16 protein-coding genes are annotated in these 19,878 nt (G+C 73.7%); 12 read left to right on the forward strand and 4 right to left on the reverse strand.

Going from position 1 to position 19,878, the window contains the following annotated elements:
- Positions 1–186: 186 nt before the first annotated feature.
- The 6 genes from ACZ6O5_RS11620 (at position 187) to ACZ6O5_RS11645 (ending at position 7,433) form a co-directional block, all read left to right on the forward strand.
- Positions 187–1,791: an ABC transporter ATP-binding protein gene (locus ACZ6O5_RS11620; RefSeq protein WP_465976705.1), complete on the forward strand. Its 1,605-nt coding sequence runs from the start codon at positions 187–189 to the stop codon at positions 1,789–1,791.
- On the forward strand, positions 1,788–3,143 hold the full coding sequence (locus ACZ6O5_RS11625) for an ABC transporter permease (RefSeq protein ID WP_465976394.1): 1,356 nt from the start codon (positions 1,788–1,790) through the stop codon (positions 3,141–3,143). The genes ACZ6O5_RS11620 and ACZ6O5_RS11625 overlap by 4 nt, the downstream gene beginning before the upstream one ends.
- A gap of 2 nt (positions 3,144–3,145) precedes the next feature.
- Positions 3,146–4,426, forward strand: a complete 1,281-nt coding sequence (locus tag ACZ6O5_RS11630) for an ABC transporter permease (RefSeq protein WP_465976396.1) — start codon at positions 3,146–3,148, stop codon at positions 4,424–4,426.
- Positions 4,427–4,527: 101 nt separating this feature from the next.
- Entirely contained in the window at positions 4,528–5,229 is a 702-nt protein-coding gene (locus ACZ6O5_RS11635) for a cytidine deaminase (RefSeq protein ID WP_465976398.1), read from the forward strand.
- A gap of 144 nt (positions 5,230–5,373) precedes the next feature.
- Positions 5,374–6,654 (forward strand): thymidine phosphorylase, encoded by a 1,281-nt coding sequence (locus ACZ6O5_RS11640; RefSeq protein WP_465976400.1) that lies wholly within the window; start codon positions 5,374–5,376, stop codon positions 6,652–6,654.
- Positions 6,655–6,752: 98 nt separating this feature from the next.
- Positions 6,753–7,433: a DUF4272 domain-containing protein gene (locus ACZ6O5_RS11645; protein WP_465976402.1), complete on the forward strand. Its 681-nt coding sequence runs from the start codon at positions 6,753–6,755 to the stop codon at positions 7,431–7,433.
- Between the two features lie 6 nt (positions 7,434–7,439).
- Here ACZ6O5_RS11645 and ACZ6O5_RS11650 read toward each other — a convergent pair whose 3' ends face one another.
- Positions 7,440–8,291, reverse strand: coding sequence for a putative RNA methyltransferase (locus ACZ6O5_RS11650; protein ID WP_465976706.1), 852 nt, complete (start codon positions 8,289–8,291; stop codon positions 7,440–7,442).
- Between the two features lie 64 nt (positions 8,292–8,355).
- On the opposite strand from ACZ6O5_RS11650, the gene ACZ6O5_RS11655 reads away from it, so the two are divergent.
- Together ACZ6O5_RS11655 and ACZ6O5_RS11660 are read left to right on the forward strand one after the other, a co-directional pair.
- Positions 8,356–8,775, forward strand: coding sequence for a PPOX class F420-dependent oxidoreductase (locus ACZ6O5_RS11655; RefSeq protein ID WP_396772936.1), 420 nt, complete (start codon positions 8,356–8,358; stop codon positions 8,773–8,775).
- A 46-nt stretch (positions 8,776–8,821) separates the two neighbouring features.
- Positions 8,822–9,898: an adenosine deaminase gene (locus tag ACZ6O5_RS11660; RefSeq protein ID WP_465976404.1), complete on the forward strand. Its 1,077-nt coding sequence runs from the start codon at positions 8,822–8,824 to the stop codon at positions 9,896–9,898.
- Here the strand turns inward: ACZ6O5_RS11660 and ACZ6O5_RS11665 are convergent, their stop codons facing one another.
- Positions 9,899–10,195, reverse strand: a complete 297-nt coding sequence (locus ACZ6O5_RS11665) for a hypothetical protein (RefSeq protein WP_465976406.1) — start codon at positions 10,193–10,195, stop codon at positions 9,899–9,901.
- A gap of 501 nt (positions 10,196–10,696) precedes the next feature.
- Between ACZ6O5_RS11665 and ACZ6O5_RS11670 the strand changes: the two genes are divergently transcribed.
- The 4 genes from ACZ6O5_RS11670 to ACZ6O5_RS11685 all read left to right on the forward strand — a co-directional run bounded on the left by ACZ6O5_RS11670 (position 10,697) and on the right by ACZ6O5_RS11685 (position 15,953).
- On the forward strand, positions 10,697–14,479 hold the full coding sequence (locus ACZ6O5_RS11670) for a sensor histidine kinase (protein ID WP_465976408.1): 3,783 nt from the start codon (positions 10,697–10,699) through the stop codon (positions 14,477–14,479).
- Positions 14,476–14,880: a roadblock/LC7 domain-containing protein gene (locus ACZ6O5_RS11675; protein ID WP_013731521.1), complete on the forward strand. Its 405-nt coding sequence runs from the start codon at positions 14,476–14,478 to the stop codon at positions 14,878–14,880. The genes ACZ6O5_RS11670 and ACZ6O5_RS11675 overlap by 4 nt, the downstream gene beginning before the upstream one ends.
- A 100-nt stretch (positions 14,881–14,980) precedes the next feature.
- Positions 14,981–15,358: a DUF742 domain-containing protein gene (locus tag ACZ6O5_RS11680; RefSeq protein ID WP_107157253.1), complete on the forward strand. Its 378-nt coding sequence runs from the start codon at positions 14,981–14,983 to the stop codon at positions 15,356–15,358.
- Position 15,359: 1 nt separating this feature from the next.
- Entirely contained in the window at positions 15,360–15,953 is a 594-nt protein-coding gene (locus ACZ6O5_RS11685) for a GTP-binding protein (RefSeq protein WP_107157178.1), read from the forward strand.
- A gap of 120 nt (positions 15,954–16,073) precedes the next feature.
- Here ACZ6O5_RS11685 and ACZ6O5_RS11690 read toward each other — a convergent pair whose 3' ends face one another.
- Both ACZ6O5_RS11690 and ACZ6O5_RS11695 read right to left on the reverse strand, forming a co-directional pair.
- Positions 16,074–17,294 carry an ABC transporter substrate-binding protein gene (locus tag ACZ6O5_RS11690; RefSeq protein WP_465976411.1) on the reverse strand — a complete coding sequence of 407 codons (1,221 nt, stop codon included), beginning with the start codon at positions 17,292–17,294 and terminating at the stop codon, positions 16,074–16,076.
- A gap of 124 nt (positions 17,295–17,418) precedes the next feature.
- Positions 17,419–19,857: a serine/threonine-protein kinase gene (locus ACZ6O5_RS11695; protein ID WP_465976412.1), complete on the reverse strand. Its 2,439-nt coding sequence runs from the start codon at positions 19,855–19,857 to the stop codon at positions 17,419–17,421.
- Positions 19,858–19,878 lie beyond the last annotated feature (21 nt).

Genomic DNA, 19,878 nt, shown 5'->3' on the forward strand with positions numbered 1-19,878 from the left:
CGTACGGGGTCCGAACCCCGCGCCCCGGGGCGGCCGGTCACCTTCATCCCCCCATCCCCCACCCGGCGCGGTGGCGGCGCGGCAAGTCGCTACGCTGCACCATCGCTCGCACTCCAGGAGGTTGCGCTGAGACTCGAACTGCGCGGCATCACCAAGCGGTTCGGTGATCTGGTCGCCAACGACCACATCGACCTCACGGTGGAGCCTGGAGAGATCCACGCCCTGCTCGGCGAGAACGGCGCCGGCAAGTCGACCCTGATGAACGTGCTCTACGGGCTCTACCAGCCGGACGAGGGCGAGATCCTGGTCGACGGCCGGCCGCTGAAGCTGAAGGGCCCGTCGGACGCGATCGCCGCCGGGATCGGCATGGTCCACCAGCACTTCATGCTGGTGCCGGTCTTCACCGTGGCCGAGAACGTGATGCTCGGCGCCGAGCAGGTCAAGGTGCCCTTCGCCGGCTTCCTCGACCGTCGGCGGGCCCGCCGCGAAGTGGCCGAGGTCTCCGAGCGGTACAACCTCCGGGTCGACCCGGACGCGGTGATCGAGGACCTGCCGGTCGGCATCCAGCAGCGGGTGGAGATCGTCAAGGCCCTGACCCGCGACGTCGACCTGCTGATCCTCGACGAGCCGACGGCCGTGCTCACCCCGCAGGAGACCGACGAGCTGCTGACCGTCATGCGGTCGCTCAAGGCCGCCGGCAAGTCGATCGTGTTCATCACCCACAAGCTGGGCGAGGTGAAGGCGATCGCGGACCGGATCACCGTCATCCGGCGCGGCCGGACGGTCGGCACCGCCGAGCCGACCGCCAGCCGGGACGAGTTGGCCGCGTTGATGGTCGGCCGCAACGTCCGGCTGACCGTGGACAAGGAGCCGGCCCGGCCGGGCGAGCCGGTCCTGGAGGTCGCCGGCCTGGTCGTCGACGACGACCGGCAGGTACGCGCCGTCGACGGCGTCGACCTGACCGTGCACGCCGGTGAGGTGCTCGGCGTCGCGGGTGTGCAGGGCAACGGCCAGACCGAGCTGATCGAGGCGATCATGGGCCTGCGCCCGACGCTCGCCGGCACGGTCAGCCTGGCCGGCGAGTCGACCCACGGCTGGTCGACGAAGAAGGTGCTCCGCGCCGGCGTCGGCTACGTGCCCGAGGACCGCAGCGTCGACGGCCTGGTCAAGGAGTTCTCCGTGGCGGAGAACCTGGTGCTGGACATCTACGACCGGCCGCCGTTCGGCAGGGGCCTGTCGCTGAAGCCGGACGCGATCGCGAAGTCGGCGAAGGAGCGGATCGCGCAGTTCGACGTCCGCACGTCGTCGGCCGACGCGGCGGTCGGCACGCTCTCCGGCGGCAACCAGCAGAAGGTGATCGTGGCCCGGGAGCTGTCCCGGCCGCTGAAGCTCCTCATCGCCGCCCAGCCCACCCGCGGCGTGGACGTCGGCTCGATCGAGTTCATCCACAGCCAGGTCATCCGCGAGCGCGACGTCGGCACCGCGGTCATGGTGGTCTCCAGCGAGCTGGACGAGGTGATCGGTCTCGCCGACCGGATCGCGGTGATGTACCGCGGCCGGGTCATCGGCATCGTCGGCCCGGACACGCCCCGCGAGGAGATCGGCCTGCTGATGGCCGGCATCACCCCGGACACCGCGGCCCCGACCGCGAACGAGGGCAGCGCCGCCGCGACCGCGAACGAGGGCAGCGCCGCCGCGACCGCGAACGAGGGCAGCGCCGCCGCGACCGCGGACGAGGGCAGCGCCGCCGCCCCGGCCCCCGAGGGCCCTGGCAACGAGGACGAGGCATGACGAACCCGAACCCGGCGTCGGGCTCCCCGGACAAGGAACCGGCGACCGAGGCGCAGGAAGCGCGCAGCGAGGCCCGCGCGACGCCGACCGCGCCAGCCGGCGACACCGAGCGGGCGGTGACCACCACCGCGCCGAAGCAGCCGGCCGAGGGGCCCCGGCCCAGCCTGGGCCGGCTGTTCCTGGAGAACCTCTGGGCGGCCAACACGGTCACCGTGACCGTGCTCGCGGTGGTGCTGGCCATGCTGGTCGGCGCCGTGCTGATCATCGTCTCCGACCCGGACGTGCTGGCCACCTACGGCTACATCACCGCCCGCCCGGCCGACGCGCTGAACGCGAGCTGGACCGTGGTCAGCGAGGCGTACGCGAACCTGTTCAAGGGCGCGGTCTTCGACCCGGACGCGGTCGGCTTCACCGCCGCCATGGGCCCGATCTCGGAGACGCTCACCTACACCGCGCCGCTGGTCTTCACCGGCCTGTCGGTCGCGCTGGCCTTCCGGGGCGGCCTGTTCAACATCGGCGCCCAGGGCCAGGCGACCATCGGCGTCATCCTGGCCGCCGTGGCCGGCTTCGCGCTGCCGTTGCCGCCCGGCGTGCACCTGCTGGTCGCGTTGATCGCCGGTGCGCTCGGCGGTGCGCTCTGGGGCTTCGTCCCGGGCATCCTCAAGGCGCGTACCGGCGCCCACGAGGTGATCAACACGATCATGCTCAACTACGTGGCGGTCTACTTCCTGTCCTGGATCATCGTCCAGAACGGGGTGCAGAACCCGACCCGCTCGGACGCGATCAGCAAGCCGGTCGAGTCCTCCGCGCAACTGCCCCGGCTGCTCGGCGACGACCTGCGGGTGCACGCCGGGATCCTGCTCGCGGTGCTGGCCACCTGGTTCGTCGCCTGGCTGCTCAACCGCTCCACGCTCGGCTTCGAGCTGCGCGCGGTGGGCGCGAACCCGGACGCCGCCCGGACCGCCGGCATCAGCGTCACCAAGACGTACGTGCTGGTGATGGTGATCGCGGGTCTGCTGGCCGGCCTCGGCGGCTCGAACATGGTGCTCGGCTCCACCGCCAACGCGCTGACCCCGCTGGTGATCGCCCAGATCGGCTTCGACGGCATCCTGGTCGCGCTGCTGGGCCGGGTCAAGCCCTGGGGCGTGCTGCTGGCCGCGCTGCTGTTCGGCGCGCTCCAGGCCGGGGGCAACCGGATGCAGTCGTACTCCGGGATCTCGCTGGAGCTGGTCACCGTGCTCCAGGCGCTCATCGTCATCTTCATCGCCGCGCCCGCCCTGGTGAAGGCGATCTTCCAGCTCCGGGCGGCCCGCGCCGCCCGGCTGCAGACGAGCCTCGCGAAGGGCTGGTGAGCATGTCCACCACCGCTGTCCCCGACGTCGCGGTCACCGCGGTCGACGAGGGTTTCTGGACGCGGGCCCGCAAGGCCGGCGCCGTCCTGCTGGCGCTGGGCGTGGTCGCTGCGGTGCTGTTCGGGGCGCTCGCCACCGACCAGCAGGCCCGCTTCACGCTCAGCGAGACCGAGGGCGGCGCCGCCCTGGAGATCAACGGCACGGTCGGCGCGATCCTGTTCGGCGTCATCACCGCCGCGGCCGGCGCCGCGCTGCTGGCCGGCGTGCCCAAGCGTTGGTTCACGCTGCTGCTCGGCGCCGGGCTGGTCGCCTTCGTGCTGAGTTTCCTGTGCTGGCAGGTCTCCGCCGCCCCCGAGGGGCGCAACTTCATGCCCCTGGTCAACGTGCTGCGGGGCACGTTCGTCCTGGCGCTGCCGCTGATCTTCGGTGCGCTGGCCGGTGTGCTCTGCGAGCGCTCCGGCGTGGTCAACGTGGCGATCGAGGGGCAGTTGCTGATGGGCGCGTTCTCCGGCGCGCTGTTCGGCAGCATCTCCGGCAGTGTCTGGGTGGGCCTGGTGGCCGCCGCGATCGGTGGCGCGTTCATCTCGCTGCTGCTGGCCGTGTTCGCCATCCGCTACCTGGTCGACCAGGTGGTCATGGGCATCGTGCTCAACCTGCTCGCGGTTGGCATCACCGGCTTCCTCTACGAGCGGCTGATGGCGACCGACGCGGCGAAGTACAACAGCGCGCCACGCTTCAGCAACTGGGAGATCCCGCTGCTGAAGGACATCCCGCTGATCGGTCCGGCGCTGTTCCGCGGCAACATCTTCCTCTACCTGGGTCTGCTGCTGGTGCTGGTCATCCACCTGGCGCTGTTCCGCACCCGGTGGGGCCTGCGGACCCGGTCGGTTGGTGAGCACCCGACCGCCGCCGACACGCTCGGCGTGAAGGTGCTGCGGCTGCGCTACCGCAACGTGATCATGGCTGGTCTGGTGGCCGGCGTGGGTGGGGCGTCGTACACGCTGGCGCTCTACTCGTTCACCAAGAACATGATCGGCGGTAAGGGCTTCATCGCCCTGGCCGCGCTGATCTTCGGCCGGTGGAGCCCGACCGGGGCGTTGCTCGCGGCGCTCTTCTTCGGCTTCGCCGACCAGCTCGCCACCTACCTGGGCGCGATCGGCAGTAGCATTCCGAGCCAGTTCCTGGCGATGCTGCCGTACCTGGCGACGATCCTGGCGGTGGCCGGGCTCGTCGGCCGGGTGCGGGCGCCGGCCGCCGACGGCAAGCCGTACGTCAAGGGCTGACCGGCCCGACGCACCGTGCCCGGCGGGTGACCCGCCGGGCACCGTCGTCTCCGGCCGTGCCCACGACCGATCGGCGCGAATTGGGCAGAATGGGAGTCGTGATGGACATCGACTGGGAGCGGCTGCGGGCCGCCGCCACCGAGGTGATGCGGCACGCCTACGTGCCGTACTCGAACTTCCCGGTCGGGGCGGCCGCCCTGGTCGACGACGGCCGGGTGGTGGTCGGCTGCAACGTGGAGAACGCCGCGTACGGCGTGGTGCTCTGCGCCGAGTGCGGCGTGGTCTCCTCGCTGCACGCCACCGGCGGCGGCCGGATCGTGGCGCTGTCCTGCGTCGACGCGACAGGCGAGCCGCTGATGCCGTGCGGCCGGTGTCGGCAACTGCTCTGGGAGCAGGGCGGGCCGGAGTGCCTGATCGAGGCGAAGGGTGGCCCGCTGCGGATGGCCGAGCTGCTGCCGCACGCGTTCGACGTGGCGGACATCGAGGCGGTGACCGGCGAACATCCGGTGCCGGTGGTGCCGGACCGGCTGGCCGCCTGGCGGGGGCGCGGCACGGTGTTCGTGCACCCGGACCTCTCGGCCGGGCAGCAGGTCTGGACGGCGTACTGGGAGCGGTCCGCCGGGGACACCGAGGGCGCCGAGACCGGTGTGCTGGAGGAGGGTCCGACCTGGGACGATCCGGCCGGGGCGATCGAGTGGGGGGCGGCGCGGACGCCGCGCGTGGTCGTGGTGGACGCGTCCGGCGCGATCTTCTGGGCCGGTGAGGGTGAGCCTCCGCTGGAGATCCCTGTTCGGTGGGGTTGAGCTGGGGGGCCTGGGTCGACCGTGCCCGGCTCCGGGCGGTCAGGCTTGATCCCTGCGCCGGGCACGGTCGGCCCAGGCCCGACGTGGTCGCCGTCCGTACGTGCGTCGGGCGCGACATCGCACATTACTGATGGGAACTCGAAGGTGAGTGCTTTTACGGCGGTGGACGTCATCCGGGCGAAGCGGGACGGAGGCGTGCTCAGCGACGGGCAGATCGACTGGGTGGTGGACGCGTACACCAAGGGGTTGGTGGCCGACGAGCAGATGTCGGCGCTGGCGATGGCGATCCTGCTGCGCGGCATGACCGGCCCGGAGATCGCCCGGTGGACCGCCGCCATGATCGCCAGCGGCGAGCGGCTGGACCTGTCGCCGGTGGCCCGACCCACCGTGGACAAGCACTCCACCGGCGGCGTCGGTGACAAGATCACCTTGCCGCTGACCCCGCTGGTCGCGGCGTGCGGCGCGGCGGTGCCGCAGCTCTCCGGCCGGGGCCTCGGCCACACCGGCGGCACGCTCGACAAGCTGGAGTCGATCCCGGGCTGGCGGGCGGCGCTGAGCAACGACGAGTTCATCGCCCAGCTCCGGGACGTGGGCGCGGTCATCTGCGCGGCCGGGGACGGGCTCGCCCCGGCCGACCGCAAGCTGTACGCGCTGCGCGACGTCACCGGCACGGTCGAGGCGATCCCGCTGATCGCCAGCTCGATCATGAGCAAGAAGATTGCCGAGGGCACGGGCGCGCTGGTGCTCGACGTCAAGGTCGGCTCCGGCGCCTTCATGAAGAACGTCGACGACGCCCGCGAGCTGGCCCGCACCATGGTCGAGTTGGGCGGCGCGCACGGGGTGCGTACGGTCGCCCTGCTCACCGACATGTCCACCCCACTCGGCCTGGCCGTCGGCAACGCGGTCGAGGTGACCGAGTCGGTGGAGGTGCTGGCCGGCGGCGGCCCGGCCGACGTGGTGGAGCTGACGCTGGCGCTGGCCCGGGAGATGCTCGACGCGGCCGGCCTGCCGGACGCCGACCCGGCCGCCGCGCTGCGCGACGGGCGGGCCATGGACGCGTGGCGCGCCATGATCCGGGCGCAGGGCGGCGACCCGGACGCCCCGATGCCGACCGCCAACGAGGTCGAGCTGGTCACCGCGGACGAGGACGGCTGGGTGGCGGAGGTGGACGCGTACGCGATCGGGGTGGCCGCCTGGCGGCTCGGCGCCGGCCGGGCCCGCAAGGAGGACCCGGTCAGCGTCCCGGCCGGGGTGATGCTGCACAAGCGTCCCGGTGATCCGGTACGCGTCGGTGACCCGCTGTTCGAGCTGCGCGCCGAGCACGCCGAGCGGATCCCGGCCGCGCTGGCGCAGGCGCGCGGGGCGTTCCGGGTGGCGCCGGCGGCCCCGACCACGACGCCGCTGGTCATCGAGCGCATCGGGTGACCGGCCGCCATGGTGCCGGCCCGGTCGGAGCGGCTATCCTCGCAGGCCAGGGGGACCGACCGGCGACGAGCCGGGGCGAGCAGACAGGGACTGAGGCGTTGCGCGTATCCGCTCCCGACCCCCGGGCCGTCCGTGAGGCGAGCCTCGACGAGCTGTCCCGGCTGGGTCTTCCGCTGCCCCCACCGCAGTTCCCGCTGGTCTGGGAGCCCGGTGACGAGATCGAGTTGCGGCCCACCCCGGAGATCGAGGCGCGCATCGCGGTGCTGCACCTGATCCTGGCCCGCTGCTTCGGGATGCCCCCGCAGGCCGCGATGAGCTGGCTGCTGGAGTCGCACCTGGTGGAGATGCTGACGCCACCGGAGTGGCAGTTCGTGATGGGCGGGCGGGGCGACCACCGGTCGTTCGTGCTGCACCACGACGCGCTCTTCTCGCTGGCCTGGGTGCTCGGCCTGAGCAAGCAGCTCGACCCGACCGTGCCGGTGGACGAGCGGCTGGTCGAGCGGATGCCGAACCTGGTCACCGGCGAGACGTTCGCGCAGTGGCGGGCCCGGATCCTGGCCGCCCCGCAGCACCCCGCCGATGCCGCCGCCCTGCTCGATCTGCACTACTGCCTGGACTGGGCGTACCTGGAGACCGAGCAGGCCGGCGGCGTGTTGCCGGGGCTGGTGGACGCGAACGCGATCGGCCAGCGCCGGTGGGCGCTGGAGTGGGCGGTGGTGCTGCGCGGGCCGTACCACGACGAGCCCCCCGGGTGGGAAGAGGTCGACCTCTCCACCTGAGCCGGCTCAGCGGGGGCGGTGCGTGCCGAGCCGGACGGCGAGCGTGACCGGCACCGGCTCGGGCAGCGCGGCGATCCGCGTGGCGAGCCGTTCCGGGTCGGCGTGCCAGGCGCTGGGACCCATCCCGACGAGCGTGGTGACCTCGGCGCGGGTCAGCGCCAGCCGGGCCCGGTGTTCGCCGGCGGACTCCTCGACGAAGTGCGCGCCCAGGCTGCCGGCGACCCGGTCGGCCTTGGCCGGGTCCACCCGCAGCAGGTCGAGCGCGTCGACCAACTCGGCGAGGTGGTCGGCGGCCGGGGTGACCACCAGCAGCGCGCCGGCCGGGTCGAGCACCCGGTGGAACTCCGGGCCGTTGCGCGGCGCGAACACGTTCAGCAGCACGGTCACGGACCGGTCGGCGAGCGGCAGCCGCTGCCAGGTGTCGGCCAGCGCGGCGGCGGCGCGCGGATGCGCCCGGGCGGCGCGGCGCAGCGCCGGCTTGGAGACGTCCAGCGCCAGGCCGGCGGCGTCCGGCAGCGCCGCCAGCACCGCCGCGAGGTAGTGCCCGGTCCCCGCGCCGGGCTCCACCACCAGGGGGTACGGGTCGTCGGGCGCGACCCGCGTCGCGGCGGCGGCCAGCGCGGCGGCGACGGTGTCGTAGTGGCCGGCGGCGAGGAAGTCGGCCCGGGCGGCGACCATCCCGGCGCTGTCCCCGCTGTGCGGGGCGCGGCCGGCGAGCAGGTTGACGTACCCCTGGCGGGCGGTGTCGAAGCTGTGCCCGTGCGGGCAGCGCAGCGCACGGGTGGTGCCGGCGGTGGCGTCGGCGAGCGGCTCGCCGCAGACCGGGCAGCGCAGCCGGGTCAGCACCGACGGGAGCAGAGCGGGACCGGCCACGCCGAAGATCCTATTCCGGCGGCCGGGTGGCGGCTCTAGATTGGGTGCCATGTCAACAAGCGCGCGGTTGTGGGAGCTGTTCGGCGGGCACGGGCGCGGAGTGCTTGTCACGCTGCGCCGGGACGGCCGCCCGCAGCTGTCCAACCTCGACTACCTGGCCGAGCCGGGGCTCCTCCGCTGCTCCACCACGGGCGACCGGGCCAAGGTGCGCAACCTGCGCCGGGACCCGCGGGCCAGCTTCCACGTGACCACCGCCGACGGCGGGGCGTACGCGGTGGCCGAGGGCACGGTGACGCTCACGCCGCCGGCCGCCGCGACCGACGACGCGACGGTCGAGGAGCTGGTCGAGGTCTACCGGGGCATCCGTGGCGAGCACCCGGACTGGGCCGACTACCGGGCCGCGATGGTGGCCGACGGCCGGCTGGTCCTGCGCCTGGCGGTGGAGCGGGTGTACGGCTGGCGTCCCTGAGCCGGTCCGGTGCCGTGCCGGCACCGTCGGTGACTAGGGTCTGAGCATGGTCGCAATCTCGTACGAGGACATCATCAAGGCCCCGAAGGCGCTGCTGCACGATCACCTCGACGGCGGCCTGCGGCCCGCGACGATCGTGGAGCTGGCCGCCGAGGCCGACCACGACCTGCCCACCACCGACCCGGACGCGCTGGGCCGCTGGTTCGCCGAGTCGGCGAACTCCGGCTCGCTGGAGCGCTACCTGGAGACGTTCGCGCACACCGTGGCCGTGATGCAGACCGCGTCCGCGTTGCGTCGGGTGGCCCGGGAGTGCGCGCTCGACCTGGCCGCCGACGGCGTGGTCTACGCCGAGGTCCGGTTCGCGCCCGAGCAGCACCTGGAGCGGAACCTCACCCTGGACGAGGTGGTCGACGCGGTGGTCACCGGCTTCCGGGAGGGCAGCGCGCTGGCCGGCGAGGCGGGCACCCCGATCCGGGTCGGCACGCTGCTCACCGCGATGCGGCACGCCGCCCGTTCGCAGGAGATCGCCGAGCTGGCGGTGCGGCACCGGGACACCGGCGTGGTCGGCTTCGACATCGCCGGCGCGGAGGCCGGTTTCCCGCCCACCCGGCACCTGGACGCGTTCGAGTACCTCCAGCGGGAGAACTTCCACTTCACCATCCACGCCGGTGAGGCGTTCGGGCTGCCGTCGATCTGGCAGGCGATCCAGTGGTGCGGCGCGGACCGGCTCGGCCACGGCGTCCGCATCGTCGACGACATCACCCCGGGCAACCCGCCGATACTCGGCCGGCTGGCCGCGTACGTGCGGGACAAGCGCATCCCGCTGGAGCTGTGCCCGTCGTCGAACGTGCAGACCGGGGCGGCGGCGTCGATCGCCGACCACCCGATCGGGCTGCTGCGCGACCTGCGGTTCCGGGTGACGGTGAACACCGACAACCGGCTGATGAGCGGCACCTCGATGTCCCGGGAGATGGCGCTGCTGGTGGAGGCCTTCGGCTACGGCTGGAAGGAACTCCAGTGGTTCACCATCAACGCGATGAAGAGCGCCTTCATCCCGTTCGACGAGCGGCTGCGGATCATCGACGAGGTGATCAAGCCGGCGTACGCCGAGCTGATCGACTGATCACGGCCGGCGCGGGTGGCCGGCGAGCAGGTCGGCCACCCCGCGCAGCACCTCCCGGGCCCGGGCGGCCTCGGCGCCCAGCCCGGTCTGCCGGCGCAGCACGGCCGGCTCGGCGCGCAGCAACGCGATCCCGCGCCGGACCAGCACCCGCGGTGCCTTGCGCTGTTCGGCCAGGTCACGGGCGAGCCGGCGGAGGAAGGTCGCGCCCCGCGGGCGGCGCAGCGCGTACGCCCCGGCGAGCAGGCCGCGGCGCCGGCACTCGGCGACGATCTCGGCGGCGAAGATCCCTTCGGCCACGAAGAATGGCGATCCGTCGACGTCGAATGGCCGGGTGGCCACCCGCCGGTCCGCGCCGATCGCATAAACCGGCACTTCGGCCTTGCCCTCCCGGGCCAATCGGGCAATTGTTTCCACCGCCGTGTCCGCATCCCAGGACAGCGGGGACTCCCAGTCGACCTGTCCGTTCCGGCGCGGACACGTAGGGTCATCGCCGTCCTTGTAGAAGTCATCCAGACAGAGCACGGGAAGTCCGGTTCGATGCGCTATATACGACTTTCCAGAGCCGGAGGGTCCGGCGAGGAGGACGACGCGGTGCGGGTGATTCATTACCTTCAGTGACTCCGGCCAGACGGATTGCTATCAAATTGCATCAACATCTCATCACACCTCCGGTGAGGGACAACCTGGGCTTTCTCTTTGCGGGGCGGCGTGATGGAATCTCGGAGGTCCGACCCGCCGGGTCGGACGCTCGGCGTTGCCCGCAGGTGACGTCGGACGCGGTTTTGCGAGGGCGGTGACGTGAGCAAACGGCCAACGACGGCGGGCTCCTTCCTGTCGCGCCTGCGCCGGCCGGCGAGCCGGCTGCGCGACATGCCGATCTGGTCCAAGCTCGGTCTGATCATGATCGTGCCGACCATCGCCACGGTCGTGGTGGGCACCAGCGGTCTGGTCGACCACCTGGAGACGCTCAACAGTGCCAACCGGGCCGGCGACCTGGCCAGCCTGATCGGCTACTCGGGTGAACTGGCCGACACCATGCAGGACGAGCGGGTCGGCTCGGTGCTCTTCCTCGGTGCGAAGGAAGTCCAGACCCGGGCGCAGTACCAGGAGGCCTACAACCGGGCCAACCAGCGGGTGGACCAGGCCAAGGGTCCCTACCTGCGGCAGCGCGGTGAGATCGACGACCTGCCCCGCAACTTCCAGGTCCGGCTGAACGAGATCGACGACCAGCTCAAGGACCTGCCCGCGACCCGTAGCCAGGTGCTGAACGGCAAGCTCAAGATCGACGAGGCGGAGAAGGCGTACGAGCGCCTGATCAACGACCTGCTGTCGATCCGCGACTCGGGCACCCAGCTCGCCGGTGACAACGACCTCAGCGACCGGATGCGCGCCGCCGGCGCGGTGGCCCGGCAGAAGGAATACCTGGCCCAGCGCCGGGTGGTCGTGCACCAGGCGCTCACCCAGGGGCAGTACAGTCCCGCGCTGCGCGAGCAGTTCATCGCCAGCGGCACCGCCCAGGCCCAGGCGCTCGCCACCTTCCGCTCGGTCGCCACCCCGGCCGACTCCGAGTTCTTCGACCAGACCGTCGAGGGTCCCGACCTGCGCAAGGCGGACAACCTCACCGGCTTCATGTCGGCGAACAACAGCGGCTCGATGAAGAACGCGCCGTTCGGGCCGGACCAGTGGGACCAGGCCATGGTCGGCAACGCCAAGCTGCTCCGGACCGTCGAGTCCCGCCTCGACAGCAACGTGGTCGAGCAGGCCGACGAGCTGCGCTCGGACACCCAGCGTCAGGTGTTCCTGGAGACCGGCCTGCTGCTCACCATGCTGCTGCTGGCCATCCTCTTCGCCTACCTGGTCGCCCGCTCGATGGCCCGCTCGCTGCGCGACCTGCGCCAGGGCGCCCTCTCGGTGGCCCAGTACGGCCTGCCGCAGGCGGTGGCCCGGCTGCGCGACCCGCAGGTGACCGGCCAGCTCTCCCCGGTGCAGCTGGCCAACCAGATCGCCGAGCCGCTGCCGGTCCGCAGCAAGGACGAGTTCGGCCAGGTGACCGAGGCGTTCAACGCGGTCCACCTGGAGGCGGTCCGGACCGCGGCCGAGCAGGCCGCCCTGCGCGCGTCCGTCGCGACCATGTTCGTCAACCTGGCCCGCCGCTCGCAGATCCTGGTCGACCGGCTGATCGGTCACCTCGACCGGCTGGAGCGCGGCGAGGAGGACCCGGACCGGCTCGCCGAGCTGTTCCAGCTCGACCACCTGGCCACCCGGATGCGCCGCAACGACGAGAACCTGCTGGTGCTCGCCGGCGCGGACTCCACCCGTGTGCAGCGCGAGCCGGCCGCCCTGATCGACGTGCTCCGCGCCGCCCAGTCCGAGGTCGAGCACTACACCCGCATCGAGTTCGGCGTGATCGACCGGGACATCGAGGTCGCCGCGCACGCGGTGAACGACCTGGTGCACCTGGTCGCCGAGCTGTTCGACAACGCCACCGCGTTCTCGCCGCCGGACTCGCACGTGATGGTGGAGGCCCGCCGGGTCGGCGACCGCGCCTCCCTCTACGTCGAGGACCGGGGCATCGGCATCAGCGCCGAGCAGCTCCACGACCTGAACGAGCGGCTGGCCACGCCCCCGCAGGTGGACGTGGCCGTCTCCCGGATGATGGGCCTGGTCGTGGTGGCCCGGCTCGCCGCCCGGCACGGCGTCAAGGTGGAGCTGCGGCCTGCCAGCGACCGGGGCACCGTCGCCGACGTCACGCTGCCCACCACCGTCCTGGTGCCGCGCGCCCTCGCCGGCCGGGGCGGGCCGGCAGCCGCCCTGCCCGCCGCCGGTCCGCAGCAGCCCGGCCCGGCGCCCGCCTTCGGCCAGTTCGGTCAGCCGAGCGGCCCGACGCCGGCCTTCGGGCAGTCGGGTGGTCCGGCGCCGGCCTTCGGCGCGCTGGCCGCGCTCGGCAACGGCCCGCACACCCCGCCGCCCGCGCCGCATCCCGGCACCTCCGGCAACCAGGTCACGCTCGGTGGGCGGTCCTTCGACCCGGCGCACCGCAACGGCGCCGGCACGCCGGCCAACGGCGGCCGTGCCATGCCGGCCTGGTCCGACCTGACCGGCGCCAACGCGAACGCCGGCGACGGTTACCCGCCCCGGTCGTCCAACGGCCAGCCGATCGACCCGCTGCCCCAGCGTCGCACCCCGGGTGAGGGCGACCCGGCCACCAGCGGCCAGCAGCCGGTGATCCCACGGCAGCTGCCCAGCAGCCCCGAGGCGCGGCCGTACTCGCCGCCGCCGGTGTCCGCCCCGCCGGTCCCGCCGGTCTCCGCCCCGCCGCTGCCGCCGGTCTCCGGCGCCCCGGTCTCGGGCCACCCCTTCCCGGGCCGTCCGGTCTCGGCCGCGCCGGTCTCCGGCCACCCGGTCTCCGGTGATCCGTACTCGGGCCGTCCGGTGTCGGGCGACCCGTACTCGGGCCGTCCGGTCTCCGGTGACCCGTACTCGGGCCGTCCGGCCTCCGGTGACCCGTACTCGGGGCGTCCGCTGTCGGGTGACCCGTACTCCGGGCGTCCGGTGTCGGCGACGCCGGTCTCCGGCCACCCGCTCCCGACCCGGCCGGTGTCGGCCGTGCCGGTCTCCGGCCAGCCGGTCGGCGGAAACCCGGTGCCCGCGTCGCCGGCCGACCAGGTGCCGGCGCGTCCGGCGCCCGCGCCGCACGTGGGCGCGCCGCCGGTCTGGCCGCCGGTCACCCCGGCCACGCCCGCGCCGGCTCCCGCGGTGCCGGAGCGGCTCTCCGCCGGGCTCGACATGACCACCGAGCTGCCGCGGGTGCCGCGCTCGGAGACACCGTCGGCCGCCGCCCAGCAGCAGGCCGCCCAGCCGTCGGCGCCCGCGCCGCGGCCGGCCGTGCCGCAACCGCAGCAGGCCGGCAACCGTCAGCGGTACGCGGACGAGACGATGGAGCTGCCGATCTTCCGGGAGCTGGAGTCCGCGTGGTTCCGCACCCGCAGGCCGGGGCCGAGCGACGAGGCACCGGCCCAGGCCGCGCCGGCGAACGGCGCCACGACCCAGCAGTTCGCCAAGGTGGACACCGCCGGGCGGCCGGTGCCGCAGCCGACATCCGCAACGACGGGTAACACACCGATGGCACCGACCCCGACAGCCGGCGGAGCGCCCCGTGACGACCGGCCGGCGAACGGCAACGGCCGTCCCGCGTACGCCGGTGGGTTGCCCAGCCGGCAGCCGGCGGCGCCGCAGCCGTCGTCGCCCTGGCAGACCGCGGCCGACGACGGCTGGCGTGCCGCCTCGGCGGCCACCGAGGTGCCGGTGGCGGAGACCACCCGGAAGGGTCTGCCCAAGCGGACGCCGATGGCGCAGCTCGTGCCCGGCAGCATCGACAAGCCGGCGCCGGCGGCCCAGCGGCGGACGCCGGAGGCGGTCCGGGGTCTCCTCTCGGCCTACCATCGGGGCGTGCAGCGGGGGCGTAACAACCCGACCGACAGCAACACGACCGGCCCGGAGGGCACTCCGGGACGGCAGCAGTCCTCGCAGTCTGGCTCAGGCCCGGTGGCCGGGAGCGGGCAGAAGGAGCAACAAGGATGACTAGTACGCAGGATCTCGGATGGCTGCTCGCCAACTTCGCCGACCGGGTGCCCGGCGTGGCGCACGCGGTCGCGGTCTCGGCCGACGGCCTGCTTCTCGCCTCGTCCCGTGACCTCCCGCGGGACCGCGCCGACCAGCTCGCGGCGATCGCCTCCGGCCTGGTCAGCCTGACCCAGGGCGCGGCGCGATGCTTCGAGGGCGGGGCGGTGCTGCAGACAGTGGTCGAGATGGACAACGGCTTCCTGTTCCTGATGTCCATCTCCGACGGCTCGTCGTTCGCGGTGCTCGCCGCGCGCAGCTGTGATGTGGGCCAGGTCGGGTACGAGATGGCCCTGCTCGTCGACCGGGTGGGCGACGCCCTGACGCCACAGCCGCGTACGGCTGTGGGGATGATGGGCTGAATGACGCGCTGGCCGGTGGGTCAGGGGCGGAAAGAACAAGGAAAGCGACGGATACCACCGGGGCGAGCCGGTGCCGGGTGCGAGGGAGGTGAGCGGCGACATGGCGGATCGTGACGAGCCGACCGGAGCGTTGGTCCGGCCGTACGCCGTAACCCGTGGTCGTACCCGTCCCCGGCTCGACATCGCCCTGGAGGCACTCGTCGAGACGACGGTGCGCGGCCGAGCGATGGCCACCGGCAACGGGGGTCAAGGCCGTGAACACCAGTACATAGCCGCGTTGTGTGACGGACGCGTGCAGTCGCTTGCCGAGATCGCGGCGCGGATGCAGCTTCCGCTCGGCGTGGCCCGGGTGCTCATCGCCGACATGGCGACGGATGGCCTGGTCGCAGTCCACGAGCCGACCATTCTGGACGACTCCGACGACGCGGTGGGCACTGAATTGCTGGAGAGGGTGCTGAGTGGACTTCGCAGGCTCTGACATGTCGCACCGGCCGCCGGCCCCGAGCGGGCGCGTGACGTCGGCGAAGATCGTTATCGCCGGTGGTTTCGGCGTCGGCAAGACGACGCTGGTCGGCTCGGTCTCGGAGATCACGCCGCTGACCACGGAGGCGATCATGACCTCCGCCGGCGTGGGCGTCGACGACACCCGGCAGGTGCCGGGCAAGACGACGACCACGGTGGCGATGGACTTCGGTCGTATCTCGATCGACCGTGACCTGATCCTGTACCTCTTCGGTACGCCGGGTCAGACGCGGTTCTGGTTCATGTGGGACGAGTTGGTCCGGGGAGCGATCGGCGCGGTGGTGATGGTCGACACCCGTCGGCTCGCCGACTGCTTCGCCGCCATCGACTTCTTCGAGCACCGGCGGCTGCCGTACCTGGTGGCCATCAACTGCTTCGACGGCATGCAGTACCACGACCCGCAGGACGTACGGGACGCGCTGGCGATCTCCCGTGACGTGCCGGTGGTGCCCTGCGACGCCCGTAACCGGGAGTCGACGAAGCACGTGCTGATCTCGCTTGTCGAGTACGTGCTCACCATGCGGCGCTCCCGGGCCGTCGCGCCCGCCTGAGGGACACGCGGAAGCGCCCGATGGCCCTGGGCCACCGGGCGCTTCCTGCCGTCCGGGGTCGAACGCGGTGCGCGGTCGTCCGGTGACCCGGGCCGTCCCCCGACGGTCACCGGACGACGGTCAGGCGTACCGGGTCCAGCTGCCCTGGGACACCCGGTAGACGCCGAGCGAGTCGACCTCCATGCCGCCGTGCCGGTCCGCGCTGAACGCGTACCCGCCGGCGATGCCCTCGGTCATCTGGGTCTGGAGGAACGCCCGCAGCCGGCCCCGGTCGAGGCTGGTCGCCTTCCGGGCCGCCGCCGCGAGGAGCTGGAGCGCGTCCGCGGCGTACGGGGCGAAGCCGACCGAGGTGCCGTGCCGCTGGGTGTAGCGGTAGTCGAAGTCGCGCCGGGCCACCTGGGCGCCGCTGGTGGCGGTCAACGCGGAACCGCCCAGGCAGGCCGGGTGCACGGCGTACGCCCCCTCGACCGCCTTCGCGTTGGCCCCGCGCAGCGTGTCGTCCACCACCGCGCCGGCGTCGAAAAAGATCGCGCCGCGGTGACCGGCCCGACGCAGTTCCCGGGCCACGTCACCGGAATCGGGCGCGGTGCCCCAGACGATGACGGCGTCCGGGTCGCCGGCGGTGGCGCGATCGGCGACCGCCCGGAAGCTCCGCCCGGTCTCCGGCAGCCGCAGCGTGCGCGCCAGTTCCACGCCGCTGTTGCCGAGCGCCTCCCGCACCGCCCGTACGCCCGAGTCGCCGTGCGGCCCGTCCGCGGCCAGCAGGGCCACCCGCCGGACCCGCTGGGATTCGAGCAGGTCCACCATCCGTCGGGCCACGTCGATGCCGTCCGGGGTGAGCTTGAAGCTGAACGTGCGCTCGGCGAGCGGCAGCACGATGCGGTCCCCCTGGCCGAGCGCCAGGAACGGCGTCTTGAGCTCCTGGGCGGCCGTCGCGAGCGCCGTCGCGGTCTCGCCGAGGACACCGCCGATCAGCGCGTGCGCCCCGGCGCGGGTCAGGTCGGCGGCGTGCCGGGCGGCGACCTGCGGGTCGCTGCCGTTGTCCCGGATCTCCAACCGGACCGACCGGAGCAGGTTCCCGACCGAGATCCCGGACCGGTTCAGCGACTCCGCGGTGATCTCCAGCGCCCGGCGCTGCACCACGCCGAGTGCCGCGCCGCGACCGCTCAGCTCCAGGCTGACGCCGACGACCAGGTTCTGGTCACCGGGCGCGCTGCTGCTTCCGCCCTCGTCCGGCCGCTGCCCCTGCGGCCCGCAACCGGCGAGCAGCAGGCTGCCGGCCGCGACCGCGAGGACGCCCCGACGGGTGAGCACGGTGGAGTCGAATGCCGGTGTCGCCAATGGAGTCGCCTTCCCACCCCGGCGAACAGGCGCCGCCGCTGGTCCGCCGGGTATGTTCCCGGCCGGCCGGACCCGACGTCAAATCATCCGGGTGTGGGTAGGAACACGCCGTCGGCGGCCCGGCTCAGGACCGGTAGCCCGCGGAACGGAACTCGTATTCCCGCTCGTCATCGCGGTCGCCGGTGTCCCGGCTGAAGTCCCAGCCGCCGGCCGCCTCCCGGCCGGGGCGACCGCCGACCGCGAAGCCGCCGATCTCCTGGCCACGCCGCCACCCCCGGAAGTAGCCGGTGGTGTTCTCGGCGAGGCTGGCCGCGTTCCGGACGATCCGCAGTGGACGCTCCTCGCGCAGCGGGGAGCCCGGCACCAGGTTGGCCTGCGGGACCCGCTTGGGCAGGCCGGCCTTGGTCTCCGCGCCGATCGACGGGCGGGCCGCCTGCTCGGCGGCCTGCCAGCCGGTGTCGGCGGTGGACGTCCACTCCAGGTCGGCCTCGTCACCGTGCCCGACGAACCAGGCGGACTTGGCCTGCGCGAAGATCAGCAGGTCGCCGTCACCCTCGTCGGACACCGGCGGCGGCCGGTGCTCCTTCGGCGCGGGACGCCGCTCCAGCGGGGCGGGCAACTCGGCGCGGGGCACCGGTCGACCGGCGTTGCCCCGGTCCACCAGCCGCAGCGGCGGATTGTCCAACCCCGGGTCGGCCGGCCGCTCCGACTCGCCGCGCAGCGCCCGGTCGGCCAGCGGCGGTGGCTCCACCAGCCGCAGCATCGGCGGCTCCGGCGGCAGGTCGTCGGCGAGCCACGGCGGGGTGACGCGTCCTGGATCGCTCGGCGCGTCCACGCTCCGCCCGTACGGGTAGGCGGGGGCCTCCCGCTCCCGGTCGGCCTGGTCGTCGCCGTTGTTGACGAGCGGCCAGTTGGCGCGGGAACCCGGCGGGGCGGTCGCCGGCGCCGGCGCCGGCGCCGGCGGACGCGGCGACGGCACCGGAATGCTCAGGTCGGTGGCGCTGAACCCACCGGTCGGCGGCTCCGGGGCGGTGGTCTTGGGGCGCGGCGGGATGACGGTGCGCTGCCGCTCGGCCCGAGCCTTGTTGATCGCGGCGGTGGTCAGCGTCGGCCGGAACGGCTCGCCGGCCTCGGCCGGGGGCACCGCGCCACGCGAGGACGGGGGGATCGGCGTGATCCCGGGCGGCGGCGGGGGCGGCGCGGAGACCGGCCGGTTGGTCGGCCCGTCCACCCGCGACGGCAGGGGCGCGCCGGTGGGCTCGGGACGGCTCGGCGGCGCGGACGTCGGGCGGCCCAGCGACGCGGCCGGGGCGACGGGGGTGACCGGGGCGGGGGCGACCGGCGGCGGGGCGACCGGTGCGGGCGCCACCGGCGGCGGCCCGAGCGGGCGGGGCACGGTCGGGTTGGTCGGGCCGGAGACCGGTTCCGGGCGGCTGCGCCGGCCACCGGGGACCGGCTCGGGGCGGCTGCGGCGGCCGGCCGGCTCGGTGGCGTCGAGGTCCGGCTCGGGGCGGCTGCGGCGGCCGGCCTGCTCGGCGAGCGGCTCGGGCTGCGCCGGGCGGACCGGGCGCAGCCCCGCGGGCTGCGTCACGGCGAGGTCGTCGACCTGCTCGCCACGGCGGGCGGCGGCCCGACGACCGGTGGCCGGGGTCGGCGTGGTGCGCTCGGCCAGCGCGCCGACCAGCGCGTCGCAGCCGGCGTCGCAGGCGCGGACGGAGGCGACGGCCTGCCGCACCGTCTCGGCGACGGCGGCGGTGAGCGCCCGGTTGACGGTGGCCCGGCGGGGCGTCTCGGAGATGGCGACCCGGAGCGCGGTCACCGCCTCGGTGACGGTGTCGGCGTCGGCCAGGCCGTCGGCGGCCAGTTGCGCGGCGACCGCGTCGGCGGCGGCGCCGAGGTCACGGCCCCGCGCCGAGGTGCCGGTCAGCATGCTCGGCTCGGGCAGCGCGTCGAGGACCGCCAGCGCGACCGGCTCGGCGGGGTCGGGGTAGGCGCGCAGCGCGGCCGGGTAGAGCTCGCGCAGCACCTCGCGCAGCGTCACCGCGGCCGAGTGCCGCCCGCTGGCCAGTGCCGCGTGGGCGGAGAGAACCTGCTTGTAGCCGGCCAGGTCACGGGGTGCCGGGAGCGTCACCGCGGAGAGCGCGCCGGCCTGGAGCGCCCGGGCCAGCCCGACCGCCCGGCGCTCGGCCGGCGGGGACTGCATCTCCTCCAGCGAGTCGTCGTCGGCGAACCGCTCGGCGAAGTCGTCGACCGAGTCGTCGTCAGCGATCGCCAACGGCCGGCCGGCGGCGCTGAGCAGCGAGGTGACGGTGTGGTCGTCGCTGTCCGCGGCGATGGCCACGCCGCTCGGCCCACCGGACCGCTCCACCAGCAGCGTGACCAGCCGGGCGTAGCCGGCGGGCTCGTCACCGATCTCACAGACGTGCAGCAGACGGCCTGCGTCGTCGACCACAGCGGACGTCAGCGTCGTTCCGGCCGAAGCCGTTCGGTCGGCCGGATCTGCCGAGGCCAGACCGCAGTACACGCGTACGAGCGCCACAGCGTCGTCCTCCTCCCGGGACACAGGTCTTGCTCTGCCAGAGAC

The organism is Micromonospora sp. NPDC049201 (assembly GCF_055586805.1).